Origin of the sequence: Nocardia sp. NPDC050412, assembly GCF_044458825.1 — a bacterium.
Lineage (GTDB): Bacteria > Actinomycetota > Actinomycetes > Mycobacteriales > Mycobacteriaceae > Nocardia.
Genome location: NZ_JBITIJ010000008.1, coordinates 280,649 through 302,515, shown reverse-complemented (window position 1 = coordinate 302,515; position 21,867 = coordinate 280,649). Strand labels below are relative to the sequence as shown.

Genomic DNA, 21,867 nt, shown 5'->3' with positions numbered 1-21,867 from the left:
ACATATGTCTAACAGACGAGTTGCACGTTTGTCTAGTACAAATGTGTAAGACGGATGAGTCAGTGCTGGTCTTGCATGTAGGCCTTCCAGCCGCCGAATGAGGTGATGTCGGTGGCAGATCGTGCGGCGTCGTAGGTGCAGGCGAAGCCGATAACCGCACGTCCGTCGGAGAGTTCGATACTGGTCAAGGCCATCGGCGCGGGCAGCGCGGCGAGGAAGCGACCGAGCCCCGCCGCCGATACCCGGAACAGCTCGCCGAGGATCGGCGCACCGAGTCCCGAGCCGTGGCGCACCAGTCCTGGTTTCGGGGGTGTGGTGTCCAGTGCGGTCAGGCGGTACGCGTCGGTGGTGCGGATCTCGCCGGTGAAGCGCGCGCCGATCTCCTCCAGCTGCCAGTGCAGCGGCTGGCCGCGCAGGTGCGCGCCGAAGACGGCCAGTTCGACACCGTCTTCGACCAATGCCGGGGGAATGTCCTCGCCGACGATGCGGGCGGCGATATCGACGGCGACCTGATCGGTGAAGGCGGGCGTCACGACCATCACCCCGAACGGCGCACCGGTCGCGGTGGGTTGGCCGGGGACGGCGACGGCCGCCATATCCAGGAGATTGCAGAAGTTCGTGAACGTGCCCAGTCGACGGTTGATGCCGAACGGATCCGCTTGTACCGCGGCGATACTCGGATGCTCCGTGGTCGTCGGTAACAGCAGTCCGGCGAATCCCCGCAATGTCTGTGCCGCGGCGGCCTTGGCCTTCGCGAGGGTATCCAGATCGGCCGCGAATCCGGGGCCTGTCGTGGCTCGCGCGGCATTGATGATCGCCGTCACGGTGGGATCGGCACTCGCCGGTGCGGTATCGAGGAACGCCCCGACGGCCGCATAGCGTTCGGCGACGATCGCGCCGTCGTAGAGCAGGAGTGCGGCATCGAGCATCCCGGAGATATCGACCTCTTCGGTCGTGATCCCGCCGCTCGACAGCGCGGATACAGTGCGGGCGAAGGCATCTCGGTACGGATCACTGAGCGTGACGAGATCTTCGGCGCGGGGAACCGCGAGCCGGATCGTCTGCGGTGCGGCGAGCGCTACATCGGCGGGCCAGGACCGGCTGCGCGGATCCCGCGATTCCGGTCCGGCCATGACAGCGGCCGCTCGGACCGCGCGCTCGAGGTCAGTGGCGAAGACCGTCACGGCGTCGTAGTCCGCACACGCTCGGACCACACCGTGCGCGGGAATGATCCCCAAAGTGGCTTTGATACCTACGATTCCGTGCAGTGCGGCCGGGACACGTCCGGAACCCGCGGTGTCCGTACCGATCCCGATATCCGCGACACCCAGCGCCACGGCGACCGCCGATCCGGAACTGGACCCGCCGGAGATCAACTCCGGATCGTGCGCGTGACGCACCGCGCCGTAGGGGCTGCGAGTACCGACGAGCCCCGTTGCGAACTGATCCAGATTCGTTTTACCGAGGACCAGTGCCCCCGCCGCGACCAGGCGCTCGACCGCCGCCGCCGTGACCTCGGCGGTGTAGGCGAATTCGGGACAGGCCGCGGTCGTCGGTAGCCCCGCTACATCGATATTGTCCTTGACCGCGACCAATACCCCTGCCAGCGGCAAGGATTCACCTGCGGCGACCCGTCGCTCAACGGCCGCGGCCTCGGCGGCGACATCGGACTCGACGCGCAGCGTGATCCACACCTCCGGCCGATCGACCTCTGCGATCCGCCGATACGCTGCCGCGACCCGTGCGGTGGGCGTGCCGTGGACTTCGGTATTGCCTAGGACACCTGAGGTCATTCGGCGGCTCCGATCACTGCTAGTGGGGTTCCCGGTTCGACTTTCGCGCCTGGTGCGGCCAGCACCTTCAGTACCGTGCCGGTGCCCGGGCTGTGCACCGGCAGTTCGAGTTTCATCGCCTCCAGGATGGCCACCGGATCGCCCGCGCCGAGGCGTTGGCCCACCTCGACCTCCACCCGCCAGACATTGCCGATCATCGGTGCGGTGACCACCGTCGCGTCCGGCGGTAGTCCGGCCAGTGGGTCGGTCACGGGTTCCGGTGCGCTCTCGGCGGTCGCGCTCTGCTCGAATTCCCCTGCGGCGCGCCAGGCCTGCTTCTCCGCATCGAAGGCGATGGCCTGTTTGGCCTCGAATTCCGTTATGGCTTCCGCATTTTGGGCGAGCAGTCGCAGATGGTCGGCGAGTGCGAAGGTGCCATCGCCGACCTCGGCGTCGAAACGCCCCGCTGCGGCGGCCGCGCGCTGCTCGAGCAACTGCTCAGCAGTCACCGGCTCCCAGACGATCCGGTCGAAGAATCGAAACAGCCATGGGGTGCCTGCTTCGAATGGCGCGGATTGCCGGTAGCTGGACCAGATCGGCACCGTCCGGCCGATCAGTTGATAGCCGCCCGGTGAGGCCATGCCGTATACGCAGAGGTACTTGCCGCCGATACCAACCGCATCCGATGGCGTCCAGGTGCGTGCCGGATTGTACTTGGTGGTGACCAACCGATGTCGCGGATCGAGCGGAACCGCGAGCGGTGCACCGAGGTATACGTCACCGAGGCCGAGCACCAGGTACTCCGCGTCGAATACCGCGGCACGCACATCCGCGATGCTGTCGAGGCCATTGATGCGGCGGATGAACTCGATATTCGAGGGCAGCCACGGCGCGGTATCGCGGACCCCGCTGCGGTATCGATCGATGGCCTCGGCAATCGAGGGATCGTCGAACGACAACGGCAATCGAATCGTGCGACTGGGCACCACGAGGTCGTGGGTGGCGGGCAGTTCGGATTCGAGGTCGGTCAGCCTGCCGAGCAACCGATACTGCGGCAGCACCTCGGGATCGAAATGGATGTGCAGCGAACGGACACCCGGTGTCACATCGATGATGCCCGGGAGGCCGGTGCCCGCCAATGCCTCGGCGAGTGCGTGTACCCGCATGCGCAGGCCGAGATCCAGCACCCTCTCGCCGTATTCGACCAGGATATTGTCATCGCCGCCGCGCAAATAGGCGACCGGCGGACGATCCGCACCCGCCGCGACGGTGCCGAGGATGCCGCGATCGTCCAGTCCGACCGGCGCGCGGGAACCGGTGAGCAGGCTCGGTGTCGCAGATGGGGCATCGGCCTCGGCGCGGGCGGCGTTCGAACGGCGCAGCGCCGTGGCCCGGGCATCGTCGACGGGCACGAAGCGGACGGTATCCCCGGGACGTAACTGGCCGAGCTTCCAGCGATGCGCCGAGATCACGGTCAGCGGGCAGGCGAAGCCGCCGAGGCTCGGACCGTCCGGACCGAGCAGGATCGGGGTATCACCGGAGACATTCAATGTTCCTACGCTGTACGGGTTGTCGTGCAGATTCGACGGATGCAGCCCCGCATCGCCGCCGTCGGTGCGCGACCAGGTCGGCTTCGGACCCTCCAGCCTGATACCGGTGCGATTCGCATGACTGCCGACTTTCCAAGGGTGCGAATAGAATTGGTCCATATCCGCGTCGGTGAAATAGGTTGGCGCGGTCTGTGGTCCGATACCGACGGCCAGTTGCCAGACATGCGTGAATCGGGGTCGTTCGTCGAGCGGAACCTCTTGCGGCTCAGCGAGTTCGGGTCGATCCCTGACGACTCCCAGCACGTCACCCGCGACAATTGCTTTACCGGTGCTGCCGCCGAAACCGCCGAGCGTGAAGGTTGCGGCGCTGCCGTGATAGAGCGGTGCATCGATGCCACCGCGCACCGCGAGGTAGGTGCGCAGGCCGGCGTCCGACGGTGCGCCGATATCGAGCACCGACCCGGCCGGGACGGTCACCGGCTGCCACATCCGGATCGGCCGTTCATCCACCGTGACCGGCGCCGAGGCGCCCGTCACGCACACCACGGTCGTATCGGTGAAAAGCAGTCGGGGACCATGCAGCGTACATTCCAGCGCGGGTACCCCGGATGGGTTGCCGACGGCGATATTCGCCAGGGTGAACGACAGATCATCCATCGGGCCCGACGGCGGAATTCCGACCTGCCACAGGCCGATTCGGCCCGGATGATCCTGAATCGTGGTCATCGTGCCTGCGCGCAGCACATCGATGCGATGGCTGGCGGGTCGGATATCGGCCAGCGTGGTCGTGACATGGTCCGCGGCTAGCACCACGGGATCTGCGCTCGCCGCCCGCAACTGGGGCAGATTCGTTTGGACCCCGTAGATCCTGGTCGCCACCAGCGCATCGCTCAATTCCGCGAAGGCGGCCGCGCGCGCGGCTCCCGAGGTGATCACCTTCGCGAGCAGCGGGTCGTAATACGGACTGACCTCGGTGCCCGTCGTGACCCAGGTATCGATGCGAACCCCGGTATCCACCGGAAACGTAGCCGAAGTGATCAGCCCGGCGCTCGGTCGGTAATCGTGTCCCGGATCCTCGGCGTAGACCCGCGCCTGCACGGCCCATCCGCTGATCACCGGTCCGGTCTCGGGCAGTTCGTCGACCATCGAGCTGTCCCCACCCGCCAGCCGCAGCATCCACCCGACCAGATCGATCCGAGTGATCGCCTCGGTCACCGGATGCTCGACCTGCAGCCGGGTATTCATCTCGAGGAACGAGGCCGCACCGCGCTCGATGTCGTAGACGAATTCCACCGTGCCCGCCGATCGGTACCCGACCGACCTGGCCAACTCCCGCGACGCCGCGAGCAACTGCTCTGACAGCTCCGGCGCGAGTTCGGGTGCGGGCGCTTCCTCCAGCACCTTCTGATTACGCCGCTGCAGCGAACAATCCCTGGTGCCGAGGCTCACCACACGCCCGTGACCGTCACCGAACAGCTGCACCTCGACATGCCTGGCCCGCGCCACGAACCGCTCCAGGAAGACACCGGTCGAGGAGAAATGTGTCGCGGCCAAACGCTGCACACGCGCATAGGCCGACCGCAGCTCATCGGCATTTTCGCAGGCCTGCATGCCGATGCCGCCGCCGCCACCGACGGCCTTGAGCATTACTGGATAGCCGATACGCTCGGCCTCGGCAACCGCGTGCTCGGCCGATTCGAGCAGCCCGGTGCCCGGAATCAATGGCACCCCAACGGCTTTGGCCGTCTCGCGGGCGGTGTGCTTATCGCCGAAGATGCGCAATTGCTCCGGCGTCGGCCCGACGAATGCGATCCCGGCATCGGTCACCGCCGCAGCGAAATCCGCATTCTCCGAAAGGAATCCGTATCCGGGATGAATCGCACCCGCACCCGTCGACAGCGCCGCTGCGATCACCCGGTCCGCGCGCAGGTACGACTCGGTCGCCGGACTCGACCCCAGATGTACTGCTACATCGGCGATTTCGACATGGGCGGCACCGACATCGGCATCGGAGTACACGGCGACGGTCTTCAGTCCGAGCGCATGCGCCGTCCGCATGATCCGGCAGGCGATTTCGCCGCGATTGGCGACCAGAACTGTATCGAATTCCAATGTCACCGAAAAACTCCCTATTCAGTTGCCAAGGACATCGCGGTAATGGCCCGCGTGACCCGATCGAGAACGACATCGAGCGATTCGCCGATGTGCGTGTGCAGCAGTCGGTATGCCAGCGCAAGATCTTGTGCCAGCACGGCATCCAGAATTCCCAGATGCTCGGCAATGGTGGTCTCGATCCGGTTGTTGACCATGAAGTCGTACATCCGGACATGCCGGATCCGCGAATTCACCGCCTTCAGCGAACGCACCAGCTCGGCATTGCCCGCCGCCGTCAGCAGCGTGACGTGGAACTCCTCGTCGCGCACCACGAAACCGGGCTCCTGCTCGGGCGGATCCGCCCGCAGGGCCAGCCAGGCCTCCCGTTCGGCCGCCAGCAGCGCATGATCGTGCACGACCGCCGGATTATCGATGGCGCGCTGAATTCCGCTGAGCTCCAAGGTGATTCGCAGCTCGTACAGGTCTCGGATCAGCGGAATGCTCGGCCGCACCGGAGTGAAGCCGTATTCCTCCCGATGTAAAAGCCCGTCCGAGCACAGCATGGTCAGCGCCTCCCGGACCGGCGTGCGCGAGATACCGAACCGAGTCGACAGCTTGGGCTCGGTCAGCCGCTCGCCGAACCGGATATCACCGTTCATCAACTCGCCGCGCAAAGTCGTATAAACAACGTCTCGCAGCGGCCGTCCCCCCGCATCCGCCAGTGTGGCCACCCGTGTCGACATGCGTGTATACGCTATGGACCTCGCGTTTCATCGAGATGACCGCACGTTAGCAAGCGGTAAGAGTCTGCTCACCGCCCATATGGGACGACCAGGGACATATCGGAACCGTCGCGCATTCCTTCGGCGCGCCGCCTTCCGGAATTTCGCACCGGCGGTGCACAGTGAGGGGGAGCAGACAGCAACACTTGGCAACGTCGCCGCACCACCGCAGGACACATTGTCCCAGCAGGCTGATGACAGCCGCGCACTTTCGTGCCGCCGGTCGGTGCAGATCCGTCACGACGCCGGGTGCACCTACGAGAGGTCTCGGGAGGTATGGATGGATGCGTTCGTGATCGTTGGCTTGCTCGCCCTGGTCTGCGGGCTACTAGCGGTCATTGCCTGCGCGGTGTGGTGGCCCACCCCGGACCGCCGGGCCAACCAGCGTAAACAGCTCCGCCCCCGACCTGTGCGGGCCGGGGGCGGAACCATTCGTCTCAACCACGAGTCGGGGTGACAGGATTTGAACCTGCGACCTCTTCGTCCCGAACGAAGCGCGCTACCAAGCTGCGCCACACCCCGTGAAGCGAACCTGGAGTAGCTTACAACAGCTCACGTCCAGACGTTAAACCCGCAGGTCAATCAGCCTCCGTGGGGTCGAATGCTGGTGAAGATGCGCATCGCGGTGGCCGTGTCGACGCCATTGGGGACGCCGGTGTCGGCCGCGATCACCATGACGAAATTGCCGCTATCGGTCGGGGTCGCGAAGGTGTAGATCGAGTACTCCGTCGCGCAGCCCGGGTTGACCTTGGTCGCGGTGCCCTTGGTCTCGACGAACATGCCCTGCTGGGAGCCGTCGAGCGAGCGCAGCGGCTGCGCGGCGCCGGGTGTGCCGCCCGGTGAGTCGGGGTATGCGATCTTGGCGGTTCTGGTGCCGAGTTCGGTTGCGGCGGTTGCCGAATCGGTGTCCTTGGAGCCGGTCAGGAAGGCCACGGTGCGGGTCGAGCCGGGGCAGTAACTCTTCCCCTCGGTGGCCAACCCCTTACCGGTGACGGCATTGGGCGGTTCGCCGAAGCCACCGACCTTGCCGTCGGGGGCCACCGTCCAGTCGGCGGGCACGTCATAGGCGGCACCGAGATCCGTGGCCACCACCACCTGGTAACCGGGTACGACCGGCGTTTCGTTATTGGCCGGGGCGTGCTTGGTGGTGGTCGGCTGAGTCGAGGTATGCGAACCAGTTGGGGTGAGTGCACTCACCATCGAGGGAACCGGATTTTGCGCCGTGGTCTCGTCGGAGTCGTGGTTGGCCGTGACGATCGCCACCGTCGCCCCGGCCGCGACCACGAGCGTCGCGACCGCGGCGGCGATCCAGGTGGTGCGGCGTCCGTGGGTCGGTCGATTCGCGCTCGACGCGGCGGTCAAGTGCGATGCGAATCGGTCACCGAAGAGCGCATTCGAGCCCGGGCCCTGGGGCACTTGCATCCCGCCATACGGTCCGGATGGCGTTGCACCGGGCTGGAATTGCGTCGCCGAGCCCACCTGCGCCGAGCCCGCCTGCGCCGAGCCCGCCCGCCATGCTGGAGCGGGTTGCGGCGCCCACTGCAGGGTCGGATCGAATTGACCAGGGGCACTTGTCGTTTGCTGCTGGGGCGGCCACGGCATGGGCAGCGCCGGTGCGACGCCGCCGTTCCACGGTGTGGCCGTGGGTTCCGGGCCGAACGGTGACAGTGCGGTCGGATCGAGCTGTACCGGCGCACCGAACGTGCTGTGCGATTCGTCGGCCGCCGGCCGAGCGGGCTCGGACTGCCCCGGCTGTCCCAGCGCAGGGCCGAATTGCTCTGCGCTGGAAGGCTGTTGCTGATATGGAGTACCGGATTCGCGCCGGTCGTCGGAATCACTCACGACTGTGCCCCGCTGGCGCTCGGCTTCGTCGTGCGCGATTGCACGCTGTGTTGATGGTTCACTCGCTCCGCCCGCTCACGCTGTCCCCTGCCTGACGTCAGTCTCGGCAAAGGACCTTAGCGGAACTCAGCGAGCGATGGCTTCCGAGGGTGAAACGCCCTGTCCGCTATCGGCATTGGGACGCTTCGGCGGTGCGGCGACCAGAGTCAGCAGCGTCGCCTCGGGACGGCAGCAGAACCGGTACGGCGCCCACGGCGAGGTACCCAGACCTGCGGAGACGTGCAGTTGGGTGTGCGCGCCCCACTTGGACGAGCCCTTCACCCGCGAGCGATCGATACCGCAGTTGGTGACGAGCGCACCGTATCCGGGCAGGCACAGCTGGCCGCCGTGCGTATGTCCGGCCATGACCAGGTCGTAGCCGTCCTCGGCGAAACGGTCCAGCACCCGGGGTTCGGGGGAGTGGGACAGTCCGATGCTCAGCACGGCGAGCGGGTTGGGCGCGCCCGCGACGGTGTCGTACCGGTCGCGCTGCAGGTGCGGATCGTCGACGCCCGCGCTCGCGATGCGTATGCCCGCGACCTCGATATCACGGCGGACGTGGGTCAGATCGAGCCAGCCGCGTTCGGTGAAGGCCGCGCGCAGATCCTTCCACGGCAACGGCGCGCCATACACCCGGCGGTGATCCTTCTTGAAGTACTTCGCCGGATTCTTCGGCACCGGCGCGAAATAGTCATTGCTGCCGAAAACGAAAAGGCCTGGGCGGGAAAGCAATCCGCCGAGGGCCTGCACCACCGCGGGCACCGACTTCTGGTGCGAAAGATTGTCCCCCGTATTGACGACCAGATCCGGCTCCAGCCGATCCAGCTCCCGCAGCCACTGCTGCTTGAGCTTCTGACCGGGCATCATGTGCAGATCGCTGATGTGCAGTATCCGTAGTGACGACGAGCCCGGCGCTAGGACGGGCATCGTGGCCTCGCGCAGTACGAAGGCATTTCGTTCGATCAGCGAGGCGTAGCCGATACCGGCCACCGCGGCCCCGGCGGCTCCCAACGCGGTTCGTCGGATGGCGGAGGTCGAGATTACGGGCATTTGCCCAGCATAGGTGACCCCGGTGCGGAACGCCGAGTGTGTTTCCGCACAAGCGGTCGGCTGGTCGTTTCGAGCGACCTGCAAGCAGTCGCTACGGAGCGTGTGGTGAATCCGGGTCGAGCGTCAAATGTAGTGGGCCGGGAACGGGGAAACGGCTACCGTGTGGCACATGTCGGAACTCAAATCGCAGCTGCGTGCGGATATGACCGCCGCGATGAAAGCCAAGGACACGCTGCGCCTCGCCACCCTCAGGATGCTGCTCGCCGCCATCCAGACCGCGGAGGTCGCGGGCTCGCAGGCGCGTGAACTCTCCGACGCCGAGGTCATCGCCGTACTGCAGAAAGAGGCGAAGAAGCGCAACGAGTCGGCCGAGGTCTACACCCAGGCCGGGCGTGGCGACCTGGCCGCCAACGAACACGCCGAGGCGCGCATCATCGATGAATATCTGCCGACGCAGCTGACCGACGCCGAGGTCGCCGACGTCGCCGATACCGCGATCGCGCAGGTCGCCGAGGAACTCGGCGAGCGGCCGGGCATGCGCCAGATGGGTCAGGTCATGAAGGCGGCCACCGCGATCGCCGCTGGTAAGGCCGACGGCTCCCGGATCTCGGCCGCCGTGAAGGCGCGCCTGTAGCCATACATATACGAAAGCCGCCGATCCGGGATCCGGGTCGGCGGCTTTCGTATTGTCAGTGGCGCTATCGAGGCACTGGGAATCCCGGAATATTCGGCAATCCCGGTATGCCGGGAATACCCGGAATCGGAAGCCCAGGCGCCGGTGCCGGTCCAGGTGCCGGCGCGGGTGCCCGTTCGGTCCCATCGCTGATATAGATCGTGATCACCGACCCGGGAATCGCCGACCCATTCGGCGCTGTCCCCATCACCGTCCCCTTCGGCGGCGCACCGACGCCGTTCACCGGCGAGACCTGGAATCCCGCGGCGACCAGCGCGGCGGTCGCCTGACCCTGGGTCATGCCCGCGACATCGGGGACCTGAGCCTGATTGGATCCGCGCACATACTTATCGTCCAGCGGTGGCAGTCCGGGTGGCGGGAAGTTCCCGATCACCGGCTTGACCGCGTTGAACCAGGTGCGAGCGGGTTCGTTACCACCGAAGAGATTGCCGTCGCCGCAGCTGCGCAGCGGGAAAGAGCAGATCTCACCGGGCGTCGGGCTGTCGCCGTAGATGTAGGCCGCGGCCGCGAGCGAATTGGTGAAACCGAGGAACGCCGAGGAGCGGTGGCTCTCGGTGGTTCCCGTCTTGGCCGACAGCGGCAGATTCCAGCCGGTGGCCTGGGCCGCACCGGCCGCCGTACCGCTGACGTCGTCCTTACTAAGGGCGTTGGCCAGGGTGTTCGCCAGCCCGGGATCGACGACTTGCTCGCATGCCTGCTGGGTCAGCGGCACCGTCTTACCGTAACGGTCGACCACCTCCTTGATCGGCGAGGGCGGGCACCACCGGCCGCCGGAACCCAAGGTCGCGGCCACATTCGACAGTTCGAGCGGGTTGATCGCGACCGGGCCGAGGGTGAACGAGCCGAGGTTCTGCTCCTTGATCATGTCCGCCAGGCTCTGGTTGCCGTGGCCCGAGCTGCCCGCCTCGGTGTAGGAGCGCATGCCGAGGCGAACCGCCATATCGACAGTCGGGGTGACCCCGACGGCCTGGATCAGCTTGACGAACGCGGTATTCGGCGAGGTGGCCAGCGCCTCGGTCACCGACATCGGCGACTTGTAGTTACCCGCGTTCTGCACGCAATAGGTGGCGGGCGGGCAGCCGCGCGCACCACCGTTACCCATGCCCTTTGCCTCGAATCGGCCCGGTACATCGAGTTGAGCGTTGATACCGAGGCCCTTTTCCATGGCCGCGGCCGTGGTGAAGATCTTGAAAATCGAGCCGGCGCCGTCACCGACCATCGAATACGGCTGCGGCTGCACCGTTTCGTTGGCATCGCGGTTCAGGCCGTAGGTGCGGCTGCTGGCCATGGCGAGCAGCGGATGCGAATCCTGTCCCGGGCCGACCACCGACATCACCTGCGCGATGTCGTCCAGGTTCGGGTTCGCGGCATCGGTAACCGAACGTTTCACCGAATCCTGCAGAGCCGGATCGAGCGTGGTCTTGATCGTGTAGCCACCGGTATTGATCTGCTCGCGGCTGATACCGGCATTGGCCAGATACTGCATCGCGTAGTCGCAAAAGAACCCACGATCGTTGGCGGCGATGCAGCCGCGCGGCAGCCCCTTCGGCTCGGGCAGCACGCCGAGCGGTTCGGACTTGGCCTTGCGGAATTCCTCGGTGCGGCTGGGGATGTTCTGGATCAGCGTGTCCAACACGGTATTGCGCCGCTGCAGCACACCCTCGGGATTGGTGTAAGGATTCAGCTTCGAGCTGGACTGCACCATGCCCGCGAGCATCGCCGACTGCGGCACATTCAGATTCGCGGCGTCGACGCCGAAGTAGGTCTGCGCCGCGTCCTGGATGCCATAGGAGGAGTTACCGAACGGGACGAGATTCAAGTATCGAGTGAGGATCTCGTCCTTGGTCAGCTCCCGGTCCAGCGTGAGCGCCATCCGGATCTCGCGCAGTTTGCGCGCGGGTGTGGTCTCGATGGCGGCCCGGCGCTCGGCGTCGGTCTTGGCAACGACGAGTAGCTGGAAGTTCTTTACATACTGCTGATCGAGGGTGGACGCACCCTGTTGCACCTCGCCGCTGCTGGTATTGGTGACGAACGCGCGCATGGTGCCCGTCCAGTCCACACCCGCGTGCTCGGCGAAGCGCCGATCCTCGATGGAGACGATCGCCAACTTCATATCGTTGGAGATTTTGTCGCTGGGGACCTCGAAGCGGCGCTGCTCGTACAACCAGGCGATGGGCGTTCCGTTCGCGTCGACCATGGTCGAGACGGCGGGGACGGTGCCCTCCACCAACTCCGCGGACACATTGTCGACGGCGTCGGCGGCCCGGTTGGAGACGAACCCGAAACCGCCTGCGAGAGGGAACAACAACCCGGCGACGAGCACGGCGGCCAGCGCGCAGCTGCCGGCCAGCCTCGCGAGCGTATGTGTGATCGGCACGAGCCCAGACTACGGGGTGCCGATTTAGCGCTCTCGGGTGTGTTTGCGTGTAGCGCGGATCCTGGAGTTCTCGAGCGAGCACGGCGAGTGAGCAATAGACACGGCCCGGCACGGAGCTGAGCGCCAGCGAGGCGCAGCCTGCCCCGATTGGGCGTGTCGTGGGATGGATTCCGGCGTGTCGCGGAGGGGCGGACCGCAGGGCGAGTCGACCGCCCGGTTCTGGATCACGGTTGCAGGGACGGACGTACCAAAAAGTCTCGGGACGGTCTTGCGCAGAGGCCATACCTTTACCTAGATTGAGAACCCAGTGTGATAGAGCTAACACTCAAAGTGGAATGTGGTGCAGTTCGCAGCGGGGTTTGGGTTGCTGCGACACTGACACGCGATTCTGGAGCGCCGTTGACCCGGTGTTCGGACTGCAAAGGGGCACACCAAATGCACATGACAACCCCCATCGCTCGATTGGACGTAGAGCAGGCCGAAGCAAGGATCGCCTGGGTAGCCCAGGCCCGATGCAAGGAAGTAGACCCCGATCAACTGTTCGTCCGCGGCGCGGCGCAGCGCAAGGCGGCGACGATCTGCAGGCACTGCCCGGTGCTGATGCAGTGTGGGGCCGATGCGCTCGACAATCGAGTCGAATTCGGCGTGTGGGGTGGAATGACCGAACGGCAGCGTCGTGCGCTGCTCAAGCAGCACCCGGAGGTGACGTCCTGGGCAGACTTTTTCCAGGCCCAGCGTCAACATCAAATTGCAATCTAACCCTGGAAATGAAGCCGAGCCCGCGATTGCGGGCTCGGCTTCGTTAATGGGCCTATATCAAACCGACATCAGAATGACACAGCCGCTCAGTCGATTTCGGCTCAGGCGGTCACCTCGACCTCGTGCGCATCGGTGAGCTGTGCACCGACGGCACGCAGCGCCTCGAGATCGGAGACCTCGAAGGGCAGCGCGGTCACCGAGGTGATCGGCACGCGCGGATGCGCACCGGTGAACCGGTGCAGCAGATGCTGTTCGCGCTTGGCGGTGGCGACCCGCTGAGCATGGATGCGCAGCACCGCGGCGGTCAGCGGATCGGATTCGGCCAGTTGATCGGCGGCGGTCAGCGCGTGATCGGCCGATAGTGAGCTGAGCACCGGGTGGGTCCGGTTCAAGATCAGTCCGGCCAGCGGCATGCGTTCGGTGGAGAGCCGGTCGACGAAGAACGACGCCTCGCGCAGCGCATCCGGTTCGGCGGCCGCGACCACCACGAAGTGCGTGCCCGGCTTGGACAGCATCGCGTAGGTACGGTCCGCGCGATCTTGGAACCCACCGAACAGCGACTCCAGCGACTGCAGGAAATTCGACGCATCCTTGAGCATCTGGCCGCCGACAACAGTCGACACACCGCGTACGGCCAGGCTCATCGCACCGGTCACCAATCGGGTGACACCGCGACCGGGAGCCATGATGACCCGGATCATCCTGCCGTTCAAGAAGTTTCCGAGCCGCTTGGGCGCATCGAGGAAATCGAGGGCATTGCGCGACGGGGGAGTGTCGACCACGATCAGGTCCCACTCCTTGTGCCCGGCCAACTGACCGAGCTTCTCCATCGCCATGTACTCCTGCGTACCACCGAAGGAGGAGGCGACCGTCTGATAGAAGGGATTGGCGAAAATCTGCTCCGCCTTCTCCGGATTGGTGTGCTCGAGCACCATATCGTCGAAGGTGCGCCGCATATTGAGCATCATCGCGTGCAGTTCGCCCTTGACCTCCGGGCCGAGCGCCACCCGCTGCGGGGTGTTGTCCAGATCGGCGACACCGAGTGACTGGGCCAGCCGACGTGCCGGGTCGATGGTGAGCACCACGACCTTGCGACCCTGCTCGGCCGCGCGCAAGGCGATGGCCGCCGCGGTGGTCGTCTTGCCGACGCCGCCGGAGCCGCAGCAGACCACCACTCGCGCGGTGCGGTCGGCGATAATGCTCGAAATATCCAGTGGCGCAGCCATATTCGGATTGCTCATCGGACCCCCTGCTTGCTCAGATGTTCGGCAAGTTCATAGATGCCACCGAGATCCATGCCGTCGGCGAGTGCGGGCAGATACATCCGCGATACATCCACTTTCGCGAGTTCGGCGGCGCTGTCGTCCTGTGCCCGCAAAGTGGCCGAATGCTCGACGGTTTCGGTGATAAGGCCCTGGAAGTCCTGGTCCGATAGGGAAATTCCGGCCTCGGTGAGTCCGGCGCGAATGGCGTCGAGGTCGATATCGCCCTGCGCGGCCTTATTCCGCACGTCGGCGGGTAGCTGGCCCTTGGTCGCGCGGTTCACGATGACGGTGCCGATCCGAAGGTCATTGGCGGTGAGTTCGGCGACCGCGTCGGCGGTTTCCTGCACCGGCAGTGCCTCCAGCAGGGTGACCAGGTGGATCATGGTCTGATCGGAGTGCAGCAGCCGCGAAACGCCCTCGGCCTGCGAGGCGATCGGCCCGCCCTTGGCCACCTCGACCATGGCCTGGGTGACATCGAGGAAGCTGGCGATGCGTCCGGTCGGCGGTGCGTCGACGACGATTTCGTCGAATACCTGCTTGCCCTGCTTGTCCACTCGGACAGCGCATTCCTTGATCTTGCCGGTCAAGATGACATCGCGCAGACCAGGTGCGATCGTGGTGACGAATTCGATGGCGCCGACCCGGCGCATCGCCCGCCCGGCGAAGCCCAAGTTGTAGAACATATCCAGGTATTCGAGAAAGGCGTGCTCGATATCCAGTGCGAGCGCGACAACTTCACCGCCGCCGTCCGCGGTGGCGATCCTGGTTTCGGTGGGCGGCAGCGGCGGCAGATCGAACAGCTGGGCAATGGATTGTCTGCTCTCCACCTCGACCAACAGCACCCGCCGTCCGCCCGCGGCCAGCGCGAGTGCCAGCGCGGCGGCGACCGTCGACTTGCCGGTCCCCCCTTTGCCGGAGACATAATGCAGGCGGGCCCTATCCGCGCGCTCCGGCCAACCCGTTTCCAGCCCCGGCTCCGCCGAAATAGGCACTGCTGTTGGTACTCCCACGATCGCGAGCCTATAACCAGTTCCGAGACCGCGTCCCAGCGATATGGTCAGCGCCTCATTTTCCAGAGATTCTGCCTCAGACAGTTGCGCCAGAGTTTGCCGCAAGGTGAGATACCTGCCCTACCGAGCACGACGGAGCGAGTCTTACGAGCGAGGAGTTCGCGGCCCATCTCGCGGCCATCGAACACGGCGCTGAAGGCGCGGGCCATCGAACACGGCGCTGAAGGTGCGGGCCATCGAACACGGCGCTGAAGGTGCGGGCCATCGAACACGGCGCTGAAGGTGCGGGCCATCGAACACGGCGCTGAAGGCGCGGGCCATCGAACACAGCCGAGTCGTCGAAGCGTATGCGACGAAGTCGCGGTTCTCGACGGCGCCGCTAGCGACTGCTTGCGGCTCGCTCGAAAGGGTCGGCCGCGAGACACCGGGGGGTCGCGAACACGCAGCGCCGGAGGCGCTGCCAAAGTTACAGTCATGAGTGATTCGAAGGTATGGGAGTACGCCACCGTTCCGCTGCTGACGCATGCGACCAAGCAGATTCTGGACCAGTGGGGCGCCGACGGTTGGGAACTGGTTACTGTGCTGCCCGGTCCGACCGGCGAACAGCACGTCGCCTACCTCAAGCGCCCCAAGTAATCGAAGGGACTGCATCTATGACCCAGTGGGAGAAGAACCTCGCCCAGCTCGGCCTGACCTTGCCGCCGGTTGTGGCACCGGTCGCCGCCTACATTCCGGCGATCCGCACCGGTTCGCTGGTTTACACCTCCGGCCAGCTGCCGTTCGTGGACGGACAGCTATCGGCGACCGGCAAGGTCGGCGCGGAGGTTTCGCTCGAACAGGCCAAGGAGGCGGCCAAGTTCTGCGCGCTGAACGCGATCGCAGCGGTGCACGATCTGGTCGGGCTCGATGCGGTGGTGCGCATTGTGAAGGTCGTCGGATTCGTCGCTTCCGCACCGGGATTCACCGATCAGCCGCAGGTCATCAATGGCGCATCGGAATTGCTCGGTGCGGTTTTCGGTGATGCGGGCGTGCACGCGCGTTCCGCGGTCGGCGTCGCCGAACTGCCCCGCAACACCCCCGTCGAAGTCGAACTGATCGCCGAAGTGCGCTAAACAGGTTCGATGACGCTCACCCATCCCGCATACGGCCAGCTGCGGCAGGTCACGCCGACCGCGGCGGTCGTACTCGCGGACAATCCTGGCCAGATGACGCTGGAAGGCACCAATACCTGGCTGCTGCGCGCGCCGGGACAATCGGAATACGTCGTCATCGATCCGGGACCGAAGGATAAGGCGCACAGCGAAACGATCGCCCGCGCCACCGACGGCAATATCGCGCTCACCCTGATCACCCACCGGCATCACGATCACACCGGCGGTATCGATCGGCTGGCCAAGCTGACCGGTACGCCGGTGCGGGCCAGGACCACCGAATTCCTGCGTGATTCCGATGCGCCGCTGGTCGACGGCGAGGTGATCGAGGCCGCCGGATTGCGGATCACCGTCCTGGACACCCCCGGCCACACCAAGGATTCGGTGAGTTTCGTCCTGGACGACGCGGTGTTGACCGGTGACACCATTCTCGGCTTCGGCACCACTGTGCTCGATTCCACCGACGGCGCCCTCGCCGATTATTTGGCATCCCTGGACAAGCTGGTCGAGGTGGGTGTGGGACGCGCGCTACTGCCCGCACATGGTCCGGACCATCCCGATCTGGAACCGATCGCGCGGTACTACATCGCGCACCGGCAGGAGCGGCTCGATCAGGTGCGGGAGGCGTTGCGCATCCTCGGGCCGAACGCCGGCGCGATGTCGGTGGTGCGCAAGGTCTACGCCGATGTCGACAAGCGGCTCTGGCCTGCCGCGCGTAGTTCGGTGCAGGCGCAGTTGGAGTACCTGCGCGCCGAGCAGAACTAGCAAACACCGAAGCACGCTGAGTTCATTCGAGCTGAACTCAGCGTGCTTTTGCATAACTCAGCGTGCTTCTGCATTCAGATGCCACGGCGTCCACCTGCCGCAGCGCGTCTGGTCGGCGGCCGGGCTCTCCGGTCGCCTATGGGGTTCGAGCGTCAGCGCGCGCGGCGGGCCAGGCGCTCGGAGTCGGAGATCAGCACACTCTTGCCCTCCAGCCGTAGCCAGCCGCGGTGCGCGAAGTCGGCCAGAGCCTTGTTCACGGTCTCGCGGGAGGCGCCGACCAGCTGCGCGATCTCTTCCTGGGTGAGGTCGTGGGTGACCCGCAGCGCACCGGCCTCCTGGGTACCGAACCGCTGCGCGAGCTGCAGCAACGCCTTGGCGACCCGGCCGGGGACGTCGGTGAAGATCAGGTCGGCCAAGTTGTTGTTGGTGCGGCGCAAGCGACGGGCGAGGACGCGCAGCAGTTGCTCGGCGATCTCGGGCCGCTGGTCGATCCAGGACTTGAGCGCGTCACGGTCCATGGTGACCGCACGGACCTCGGTCACGGTGGTAGCGGTCGAGGTGCGCGGACCCGGGTCGAAGATCGACAGCTCACCGAACATGTCCGACGGACCCATGATGGTCAGCAGGTTTTCTCTGCCGTCCGGGGAACGCCGTCCTATCTTCACCTTTCCGGAGGTGATGATGTACAACCGGTCGCCGGGTTCGCCCTCGTTGAAGATGACATGGCCGCGCGGAAAATCCACGGGCTGCAGTTGTTTGGCGAGGGCCGCCACCGCGGTGGGCTCTACGCCTTGGAAGATGCCTGCTCTGGCGAGGGCCTCGTCCACGAATGTGCTCCTTATGGGAAATGGCTCTGTCCTGGACCGAAGCGAATCGGCCAACAGCGCAGTCTACGCGGCATTACGGCAGCGTAGTGACAGACACCACGTAACGAGTGGATTGCGCGGCGTACCAGGTACCGGTCGGTAGGGGATTCAATTCAGATTCAGCTGGCGCGTGCGACGTCCAGCTCTTCGCCACGGGAACGGCGCCTGCGCATCCGTGCCACCGCGGCGGGCAGTCCGAGCTTCGTCAGCTCCTTCACTTCGGCGTTGCTTGCCTTGTCCAGGTACTGCTGAACCTCTTCGTCGGGTTCGAGAAGTTTGCGGAGCCGATTCTCGACCCGCTCCATGCCCAGTGCGAAAAGCATCAGCACCACTGGGAAGAGCACCACAGCGAGTCCTTGCATGACGAGCAGTAAACACGGTCTAGGTCTCAGATGGAACACGGCAAGAGATCTAGGAGGGCACCGTTGTGGAGTGGTTCCGTATGGTGGACGCGTGCGTGTCTCCCCCTCCACTGCTGCCGTGAGCGGGCCTGCGCCTGCCGTCGAGGCGACCGATGCGCAACTTGCCGCGGTCCCCGCGCCGAAGCGCAAATCCCGAGCGCGACAAGCGGAAACCCAGCTCGGCCGCACCCGAAGGGCCCGCCGGATGAACCGCGCTCTCGCGGTGGCCTTTCCGGACGCGCACTGCGAGCTCGACTTCGGCACACCGCTCGAATTGGCGGTTGCGACAATACTTTCCGCGCAGTGCACCGATGAGCGGGTGAATCTGACCACACCCGCGCTCTTCGCCAAGTATCCCGACGCCCGCGCCTACGCCGAGGCAAACCGCGCGGAGCTGGAGGAATACATCCGGCCCACCGGCTTCTTCCGCAACAAGACCAGTTCGCTGATCGGACTCGGCCAGGCACTGGTCGAACGCTTCGATGGTGAATTGCCTCACACCCTCGACGAACTGGTGCAATTGCCCGGCATCGGCCGCAAGACCGCCAACGTCATCCTCGGCAACGCCTTCGGGGTGCCCGGCATTACCGTCGACACCCATTTCGGTCGGCTGGTGCGACGCTGGGCGTGGACCACCGAGGAAGATCCGGTGAAGGTCGAACACGCCATCGGCGAGCTGATCGAACGCAAGGAATGGACAATGCTGTCCCATCGCGTGATCTTCCACGGGCGTCGGGTCTGTCATTCCCGCAAGCCCGCATGCGGTGTCTGCCTGTTGGCCAAGGACTGTCCATCGTTCGGGGTCGGGCCGACCGACCCGGAGACCGCGGCGAAGCTGGTGAAGGGTCCGGAGGCGGAGCATCTGCTCGAGCTGGTGGGCCGGTGAAACGAATACCTGTCGCGGCGCGCTTGGCGCTGGCAGGGTTGATCACCGTAGTGGCCTTGGCGGTCGCGCTGTGGCCCCGCGATCACGATGACACCGCGACGAGCGGCAACCATCCGGCGAATTCCCCAGCGAGCGCATCGGTCGAGGCGCGCACCGCTGCCGGGCTCGCGAATTGTCCGGCGCCGAGCGCGGATACGGTGGGCCGCGGCCCGCTTGCCGGACTCGGCCTGAGCTGTCTATCCGACGGCAAATCGGTCGACCTGGCGGCCGCACTCGCGGGCAAACCCGCACTGCTGAACCTGTGGGCGTACTGGTGTGGACCGTGCGCCAAAGAGTTGCCGGATGTGCAGGAGTACGCGCGACGAGCCGGAAACGCGATTACCGTGCTGACCGTGCACAGCGATCCGGATGAGGCGAGGGCGCTCGCGTTGCTGACCGACCTGAAGGTGACGTTGCCCGGCGTCCTCGACCCGCGCACCAAGGTGCGTACCGCGGTCGGTGCACCCGCGGTGCTGCCGGTGTCAGTGCTTTTGCGTGCGGATGGTTCGGTTGCCGAGGTGGTGGTGCGTGCCTTCAACGGCGTCGACGATATCGCCGATACGGTCGCGAATAACTTGGGAGTTGCGGCATGACCGAGATCTCCATGCCGGACAGCATCCCGAAGTGGCTGCGCCGAACGGCGGACCCGAATACCGATTCCACCGACACGCTGTCGTTGGCGCGCGCGGTCCGGCGGGCCATGACAATCAGCACCACACCGCGGCAGGCGGCCGTGCTCGTGCTGTTCAGTGGTTCGCCCGAAGCAGATCCCGAGACCCCGGGCGGGCTGCCCGCCGATGCGGATGTGCTGCTGACTCAGCGCGCGTCCACCATGCGCCAACACCGCGGTCAGGTCGCATTTCCCGGCGGTGCGGTCGACCCCGGCGACTCCGGACCGATCGATACCGCCCTGCGCGAGGCCTGTGAGGAAACCGGGCTGGCACGCGAGGGCGTCGAACCCTTTGCGGTGCTACCGAAGCTGTTCGTGCCACCGTCCCGATTCGATGTGACCCCGGTGGTGGCCTATTGGCACACCCCGAGGACGGTTCGCGTGGTCAATCACACCGAGACCGAACGCGTTGTGCGAGTGCCGCTCGCCGATCTGCTGGACCCGGCGAATCGCTTCATGGTGCGCGGCAGCCTCGGCTATCAGAGTCCGGCATTCCAGGTGGACGGAATGCTGGTGTGGGGACTGACCGGCGGCATTCTGGCGGGCATCTGCAAATCCGCCGGGTGGGAACGGGACTGGGACCACAGCGATGTTCGCGATCTAGAGTCCGCGCTGGCGGCCGTAGGGATGACGTTATGAGTTCATCGGCTTGGCTCGATATCGCGGTGGTGCTGCTCGCGCTGCTTGCCGCCTCCTCCGGGTGGCGACAGGGCGCGGTAGCTTCCGCGCTGGCCTTCCTCGGCGTCGTACTCGGCGCGGTCGCGGGCATTCTCATCGCGCCGCACATTCTGGTCCACGTCGACGAGGGCAGACCGCGGGTGCTCACCGGCGTGCTGTTGATCGTGCTGCTGGTCATCGTGGGTGAGGTCGCGGGCATGGTGCTCGGCCGGGCCGCGCGCGGCGGTATGCGGCATCCGTTCACCCGCAGTGTGGACAGTGCTGTCGGCGCGGTGCTGCAGGCGGTCGCGGTGCTGGTCACCGCGTGGCTGCTGGCGTTGCCGCTGGCCACCTCTTCCCAGCCCGCCATCGCCGCGGCCATCAATGGTTCGAAGGTGCTCGCCGACGTCAACGATGTCTCGCCGAATTGGCTGCGGCGGCTGCCGAACGAATTCTCCAAACTGCTCAACACCTCCGGGCTGCCGGATGTCATCGGACCGTTCGGTCGGGCGCCGATCGCGGCCGTCGAACCGCCCGATCCCAGCGTGCTCGCCAGTCCGGTCGCGGCGTCGCTGCAGCAGAGTGTGCTGCGTATCCGCGGTGTCGCGCCCAGCTGCCAGCGGGCACTGGAGGGCTCCGGCTTCGTGATCGCACCCGAACGCGTGATGACAAATGCGCATGTGGTCGCGGGTACCACGAGCGTCAGCGTGGATACCGCGCGCGGTCCGCTCGAGGCGACGGTGGTGCTGTTCGATCCATCCAAGGACGTCGCGGTGCTCGCGGTGCCCGGCCTCACCGCCCCGATCGTCCCGCAGGCGCCCTCGGCCGCGCACTCCGGCGACAGTGCCATCGTGCTCGGCTACCCGGGCGGTGGACCGTACACGGCCAGCGCGGCTCGCGTGCGCGAGACGTTGGATCTGACCGGGCCGACTATCTACCGCAACGGCACGGTCGAGCGCGAGGTCTACACCGTCCGCGGTTTGGTGCGAGCCGGTAATTCCGGTGGGCCGCTGGTGGATACGGAGGGGCAGGTGCTCGGTGTGGTCTTCGGTGCGGCGGTCACCGACGATGACACCGGTTATGTGCTGACGCTGAACGAGGTGCGTGCGCAATTGGAGGCCGCGCCAGGCTCGTATACGCAGATCCAGACCGGAGCCTGCGTACTGAGCTGAGACCGGCTGAGGGGCGACTGGCTCGC

General features: G+C 65.8%; 19 protein-coding genes and 1 tRNA gene. 9 read left to right on the top strand and 11 right to left on the bottom strand.

The window, feature by feature from the left end; all coding sequences use genetic code 11:
* Positions 1–59: 59 nt before the first annotated feature.
* The 6 genes from atzF to ACIBI6_RS24180 all read right to left on the bottom strand — a co-directional run bounded on the left by atzF (position 60) and on the right by ACIBI6_RS24180 (position 9,129).
* Positions 60–1,793, bottom strand: coding sequence for an allophanate hydrolase (gene atzF / locus ACIBI6_RS24205; protein ID WP_396957922.1), 1,734 nt, complete (start codon positions 1,791–1,793; stop codon positions 60–62).
* Positions 1,790–5,440, bottom strand: coding sequence for an urea carboxylase (gene uca, locus ACIBI6_RS24200; RefSeq protein WP_396957920.1), 3,651 nt, complete (start codon positions 5,438–5,440; stop codon positions 1,790–1,792). The genes atzF and uca overlap by 4 nt, the downstream gene beginning before the upstream one ends.
* A gap of 11 nt (positions 5,441–5,451) precedes the next feature.
* Positions 5,452–6,159, bottom strand: coding sequence for a GntR family transcriptional regulator (locus tag ACIBI6_RS24195; RefSeq protein WP_364359552.1), 708 nt, complete (start codon positions 6,157–6,159; stop codon positions 5,452–5,454).
* Positions 6,160–6,646: 487 nt separating this feature from the next.
* A tRNA-Pro gene (locus ACIBI6_RS24190) sits at positions 6,647–6,720 on the bottom strand.
* Positions 6,721–6,780: 60 nt separating this feature from the next.
* A complete protein-coding gene (locus ACIBI6_RS24185) occupies positions 6,781–8,040 on the bottom strand; it encodes a hypothetical protein (RefSeq protein ID WP_396957917.1) in 1,260 nt (419 codons plus the stop codon).
* 126 nt (positions 8,041–8,166) lie between these two features.
* Entirely contained in the window at positions 8,167–9,129 is a 963-nt protein-coding gene (locus ACIBI6_RS24180) for a metallophosphoesterase (RefSeq protein ID WP_396957915.1), read from the bottom strand.
* 169 nt (positions 9,130–9,298) lie between these two features.
* Between ACIBI6_RS24180 and ACIBI6_RS24175 the strand changes: the two genes are divergently transcribed.
* Complete coding sequence (locus ACIBI6_RS24175; RefSeq protein WP_364359543.1) at positions 9,299–9,763, top strand: GatB/YqeY domain-containing protein; 465 nt, start codon at positions 9,299–9,301, stop codon at positions 9,761–9,763.
* Between the two features lie 64 nt (positions 9,764–9,827).
* Here the strand turns inward: ACIBI6_RS24175 and ACIBI6_RS24170 are convergent, their stop codons facing one another.
* Positions 9,828–12,200: a penicillin-binding protein gene (locus tag ACIBI6_RS24170; RefSeq protein WP_364359540.1), complete on the bottom strand. Its 2,373-nt coding sequence runs from the start codon at positions 12,198–12,200 to the stop codon at positions 9,828–9,830.
* A gap of 435 nt (positions 12,201–12,635) precedes the next feature.
* Here ACIBI6_RS24170 and ACIBI6_RS24165 point away from each other — a divergent pair, with 435 nt between their 5' ends.
* Positions 12,636–12,959 carry a WhiB family transcriptional regulator gene (locus tag ACIBI6_RS24165; RefSeq protein WP_040686051.1) on the top strand — a complete coding sequence of 108 codons (324 nt, stop codon included), beginning with the start codon at positions 12,636–12,638 and terminating at the stop codon, positions 12,957–12,959.
* 101 nt (positions 12,960–13,060) lie between these two features.
* Here the strand turns inward: ACIBI6_RS24165 and ACIBI6_RS24160 are convergent, their stop codons facing one another.
* Together ACIBI6_RS24160 and ACIBI6_RS24155 are read right to left on the bottom strand one after the other, a co-directional pair.
* Complete coding sequence (locus tag ACIBI6_RS24160; RefSeq protein ID WP_364359536.1) at positions 13,061–14,200, bottom strand: ArsA family ATPase; 1,140 nt, start codon at positions 14,198–14,200, stop codon at positions 13,061–13,063.
* Positions 14,197–15,216, bottom strand: coding sequence for an ArsA-related P-loop ATPase (locus ACIBI6_RS24155; protein ID WP_364359567.1), 1,020 nt, complete (start codon positions 15,214–15,216; stop codon positions 14,197–14,199). Before ACIBI6_RS24155 ends, ACIBI6_RS24160 begins: the two co-directional genes overlap by 4 nt.
* Before the next feature lie 492 nt (positions 15,217–15,708).
* On the opposite strand from ACIBI6_RS24155, the gene ACIBI6_RS24150 reads away from it, so the two are divergent.
* The 3 genes from ACIBI6_RS24150 to ACIBI6_RS24140 are packed head-to-tail and all read left to right on the top strand — an operon-like array spanning position 15,709 to position 17,150.
* Positions 15,709–15,870 carry a DUF4177 domain-containing protein gene (locus ACIBI6_RS24150; RefSeq protein ID WP_085998464.1) on the top strand — a complete coding sequence of 54 codons (162 nt, stop codon included), beginning with the start codon at positions 15,709–15,711 and terminating at the stop codon, positions 15,868–15,870.
* 17 nt (positions 15,871–15,887) lie between these two features.
* A complete protein-coding gene (locus ACIBI6_RS24145) occupies positions 15,888–16,346 on the top strand; it encodes a RidA family protein (protein WP_364354199.1) in 459 nt (152 codons plus the stop codon).
* 9 nt (positions 16,347–16,355) lie between these two features.
* Positions 16,356–17,150, top strand: a complete 795-nt coding sequence (locus ACIBI6_RS24140) for an MBL fold metallo-hydrolase (RefSeq protein ID WP_364354196.1) — start codon at positions 16,356–16,358, stop codon at positions 17,148–17,150.
* Between the two features lie 152 nt (positions 17,151–17,302).
* On the opposite strand, the gene ACIBI6_RS24135 is transcribed toward ACIBI6_RS24140, so the two are convergent.
* Together ACIBI6_RS24135 and ACIBI6_RS24130 are read right to left on the bottom strand one after the other, a co-directional pair.
* Complete coding sequence (locus ACIBI6_RS24135; protein WP_011206875.1) at positions 17,303–17,977, bottom strand: Crp/Fnr family transcriptional regulator; 675 nt, start codon at positions 17,975–17,977, stop codon at positions 17,303–17,305.
* Positions 17,978–18,135: 158 nt separating this feature from the next.
* On the bottom strand, positions 18,136–18,378 hold the full coding sequence (locus ACIBI6_RS24130) for a hypothetical protein (RefSeq protein ID WP_040686056.1): 243 nt from the start codon (positions 18,376–18,378) through the stop codon (positions 18,136–18,138).
* 91 nt (positions 18,379–18,469) lie between these two features.
* Here ACIBI6_RS24130 and nth point away from each other — a divergent pair, with 91 nt between their 5' ends.
* Genes nth through ACIBI6_RS24110 form a run of 4 tightly spaced genes read left to right on the top strand, consistent with a single transcriptional unit; the run spans position 18,470 to position 21,841 of the window.
* Positions 18,470–19,303 (top strand): endonuclease III, encoded by an 834-nt coding sequence (gene nth, locus ACIBI6_RS24125; protein ID WP_364354192.1) that lies wholly within the window; start codon positions 18,470–18,472, stop codon positions 19,301–19,303.
* Positions 19,300–19,935, top strand: coding sequence for a redoxin family protein (locus ACIBI6_RS24120; protein WP_396957913.1), 636 nt, complete (start codon positions 19,300–19,302; stop codon positions 19,933–19,935). The genes nth and ACIBI6_RS24120 overlap by 4 nt, the downstream gene beginning before the upstream one ends.
* Positions 19,932–20,651: an NUDIX hydrolase gene (locus ACIBI6_RS24115; protein WP_396957911.1), complete on the top strand. Its 720-nt coding sequence runs from the start codon at positions 19,932–19,934 to the stop codon at positions 20,649–20,651. Before ACIBI6_RS24120 ends, ACIBI6_RS24115 begins: the two co-directional genes overlap by 4 nt.
* Positions 20,648–21,841 (top strand): MarP family serine protease, encoded by a 1,194-nt coding sequence (locus ACIBI6_RS24110; RefSeq protein ID WP_364354186.1) that lies wholly within the window; start codon positions 20,648–20,650, stop codon positions 21,839–21,841. Before ACIBI6_RS24115 ends, ACIBI6_RS24110 begins: the two co-directional genes overlap by 4 nt.
* Positions 21,842–21,867: the final 26 nt, after the last annotated feature.

Bases quoted from the DNA above. Each gene is read 5' to 3' on its own strand.
- atzF (WP_396957922.1), bottom strand. From the start codon at position 1,793: ATGACCTCAGGTGTCCTAGGCAATACCGAAGTCCACGGCACGCCCACC.
- ACIBI6_RS24195 (WP_364359552.1), bottom strand. From the start codon at position 6,159: ATGTCGACACGGGTGGCCACACTGGCGGATGCGGGGGGACGGCCGCTG.
- ACIBI6_RS24180 (WP_396957915.1), bottom strand. From the start codon at position 9,129: ATGCCCGTAATCTCGACCTCCGCCATCCGACGAACCGCGTTGGGAGCC.
- ACIBI6_RS24175 (WP_364359543.1), top strand. From the start codon at position 9,299: ATGTCGGAACTCAAATCGCAGCTGCGTGCGGATATGACCGCCGCGATG.
- ACIBI6_RS24165 (WP_040686051.1), top strand. From the start codon at position 12,636: ATGCACATGACAACCCCCATCGCTCGATTGGACGTAGAGCAGGCCGAA.
- ACIBI6_RS24160 (WP_364359536.1), bottom strand. From the start codon at position 14,200: ATGAGCAATCCGAATATGGCTGCGCCACTGGATATTTCGAGCATTATC.
- ACIBI6_RS24150 (WP_085998464.1), top strand. From the start codon at position 15,709: ATGAGTGATTCGAAGGTATGGGAGTACGCCACCGTTCCGCTGCTGACG.
- ACIBI6_RS24145 (WP_364354199.1), top strand. From the start codon at position 15,888: ATGACCCAGTGGGAGAAGAACCTCGCCCAGCTCGGCCTGACCTTGCCG.
- ACIBI6_RS24140 (WP_364354196.1), top strand. From the start codon at position 16,356: ATGACGCTCACCCATCCCGCATACGGCCAGCTGCGGCAGGTCACGCCG.
- ACIBI6_RS24130 (WP_040686056.1), bottom strand. From the start codon at position 18,378: ATGCAAGGACTCGCTGTGGTGCTCTTCCCAGTGGTGCTGATGCTTTTC.
- ACIBI6_RS24115 (WP_396957911.1), top strand. From the start codon at position 19,932: ATGACCGAGATCTCCATGCCGGACAGCATCCCGAAGTGGCTGCGCCGA.
- ACIBI6_RS24110 (WP_364354186.1), top strand. From the start codon at position 20,648: ATGAGTTCATCGGCTTGGCTCGATATCGCGGTGGTGCTGCTCGCGCTG.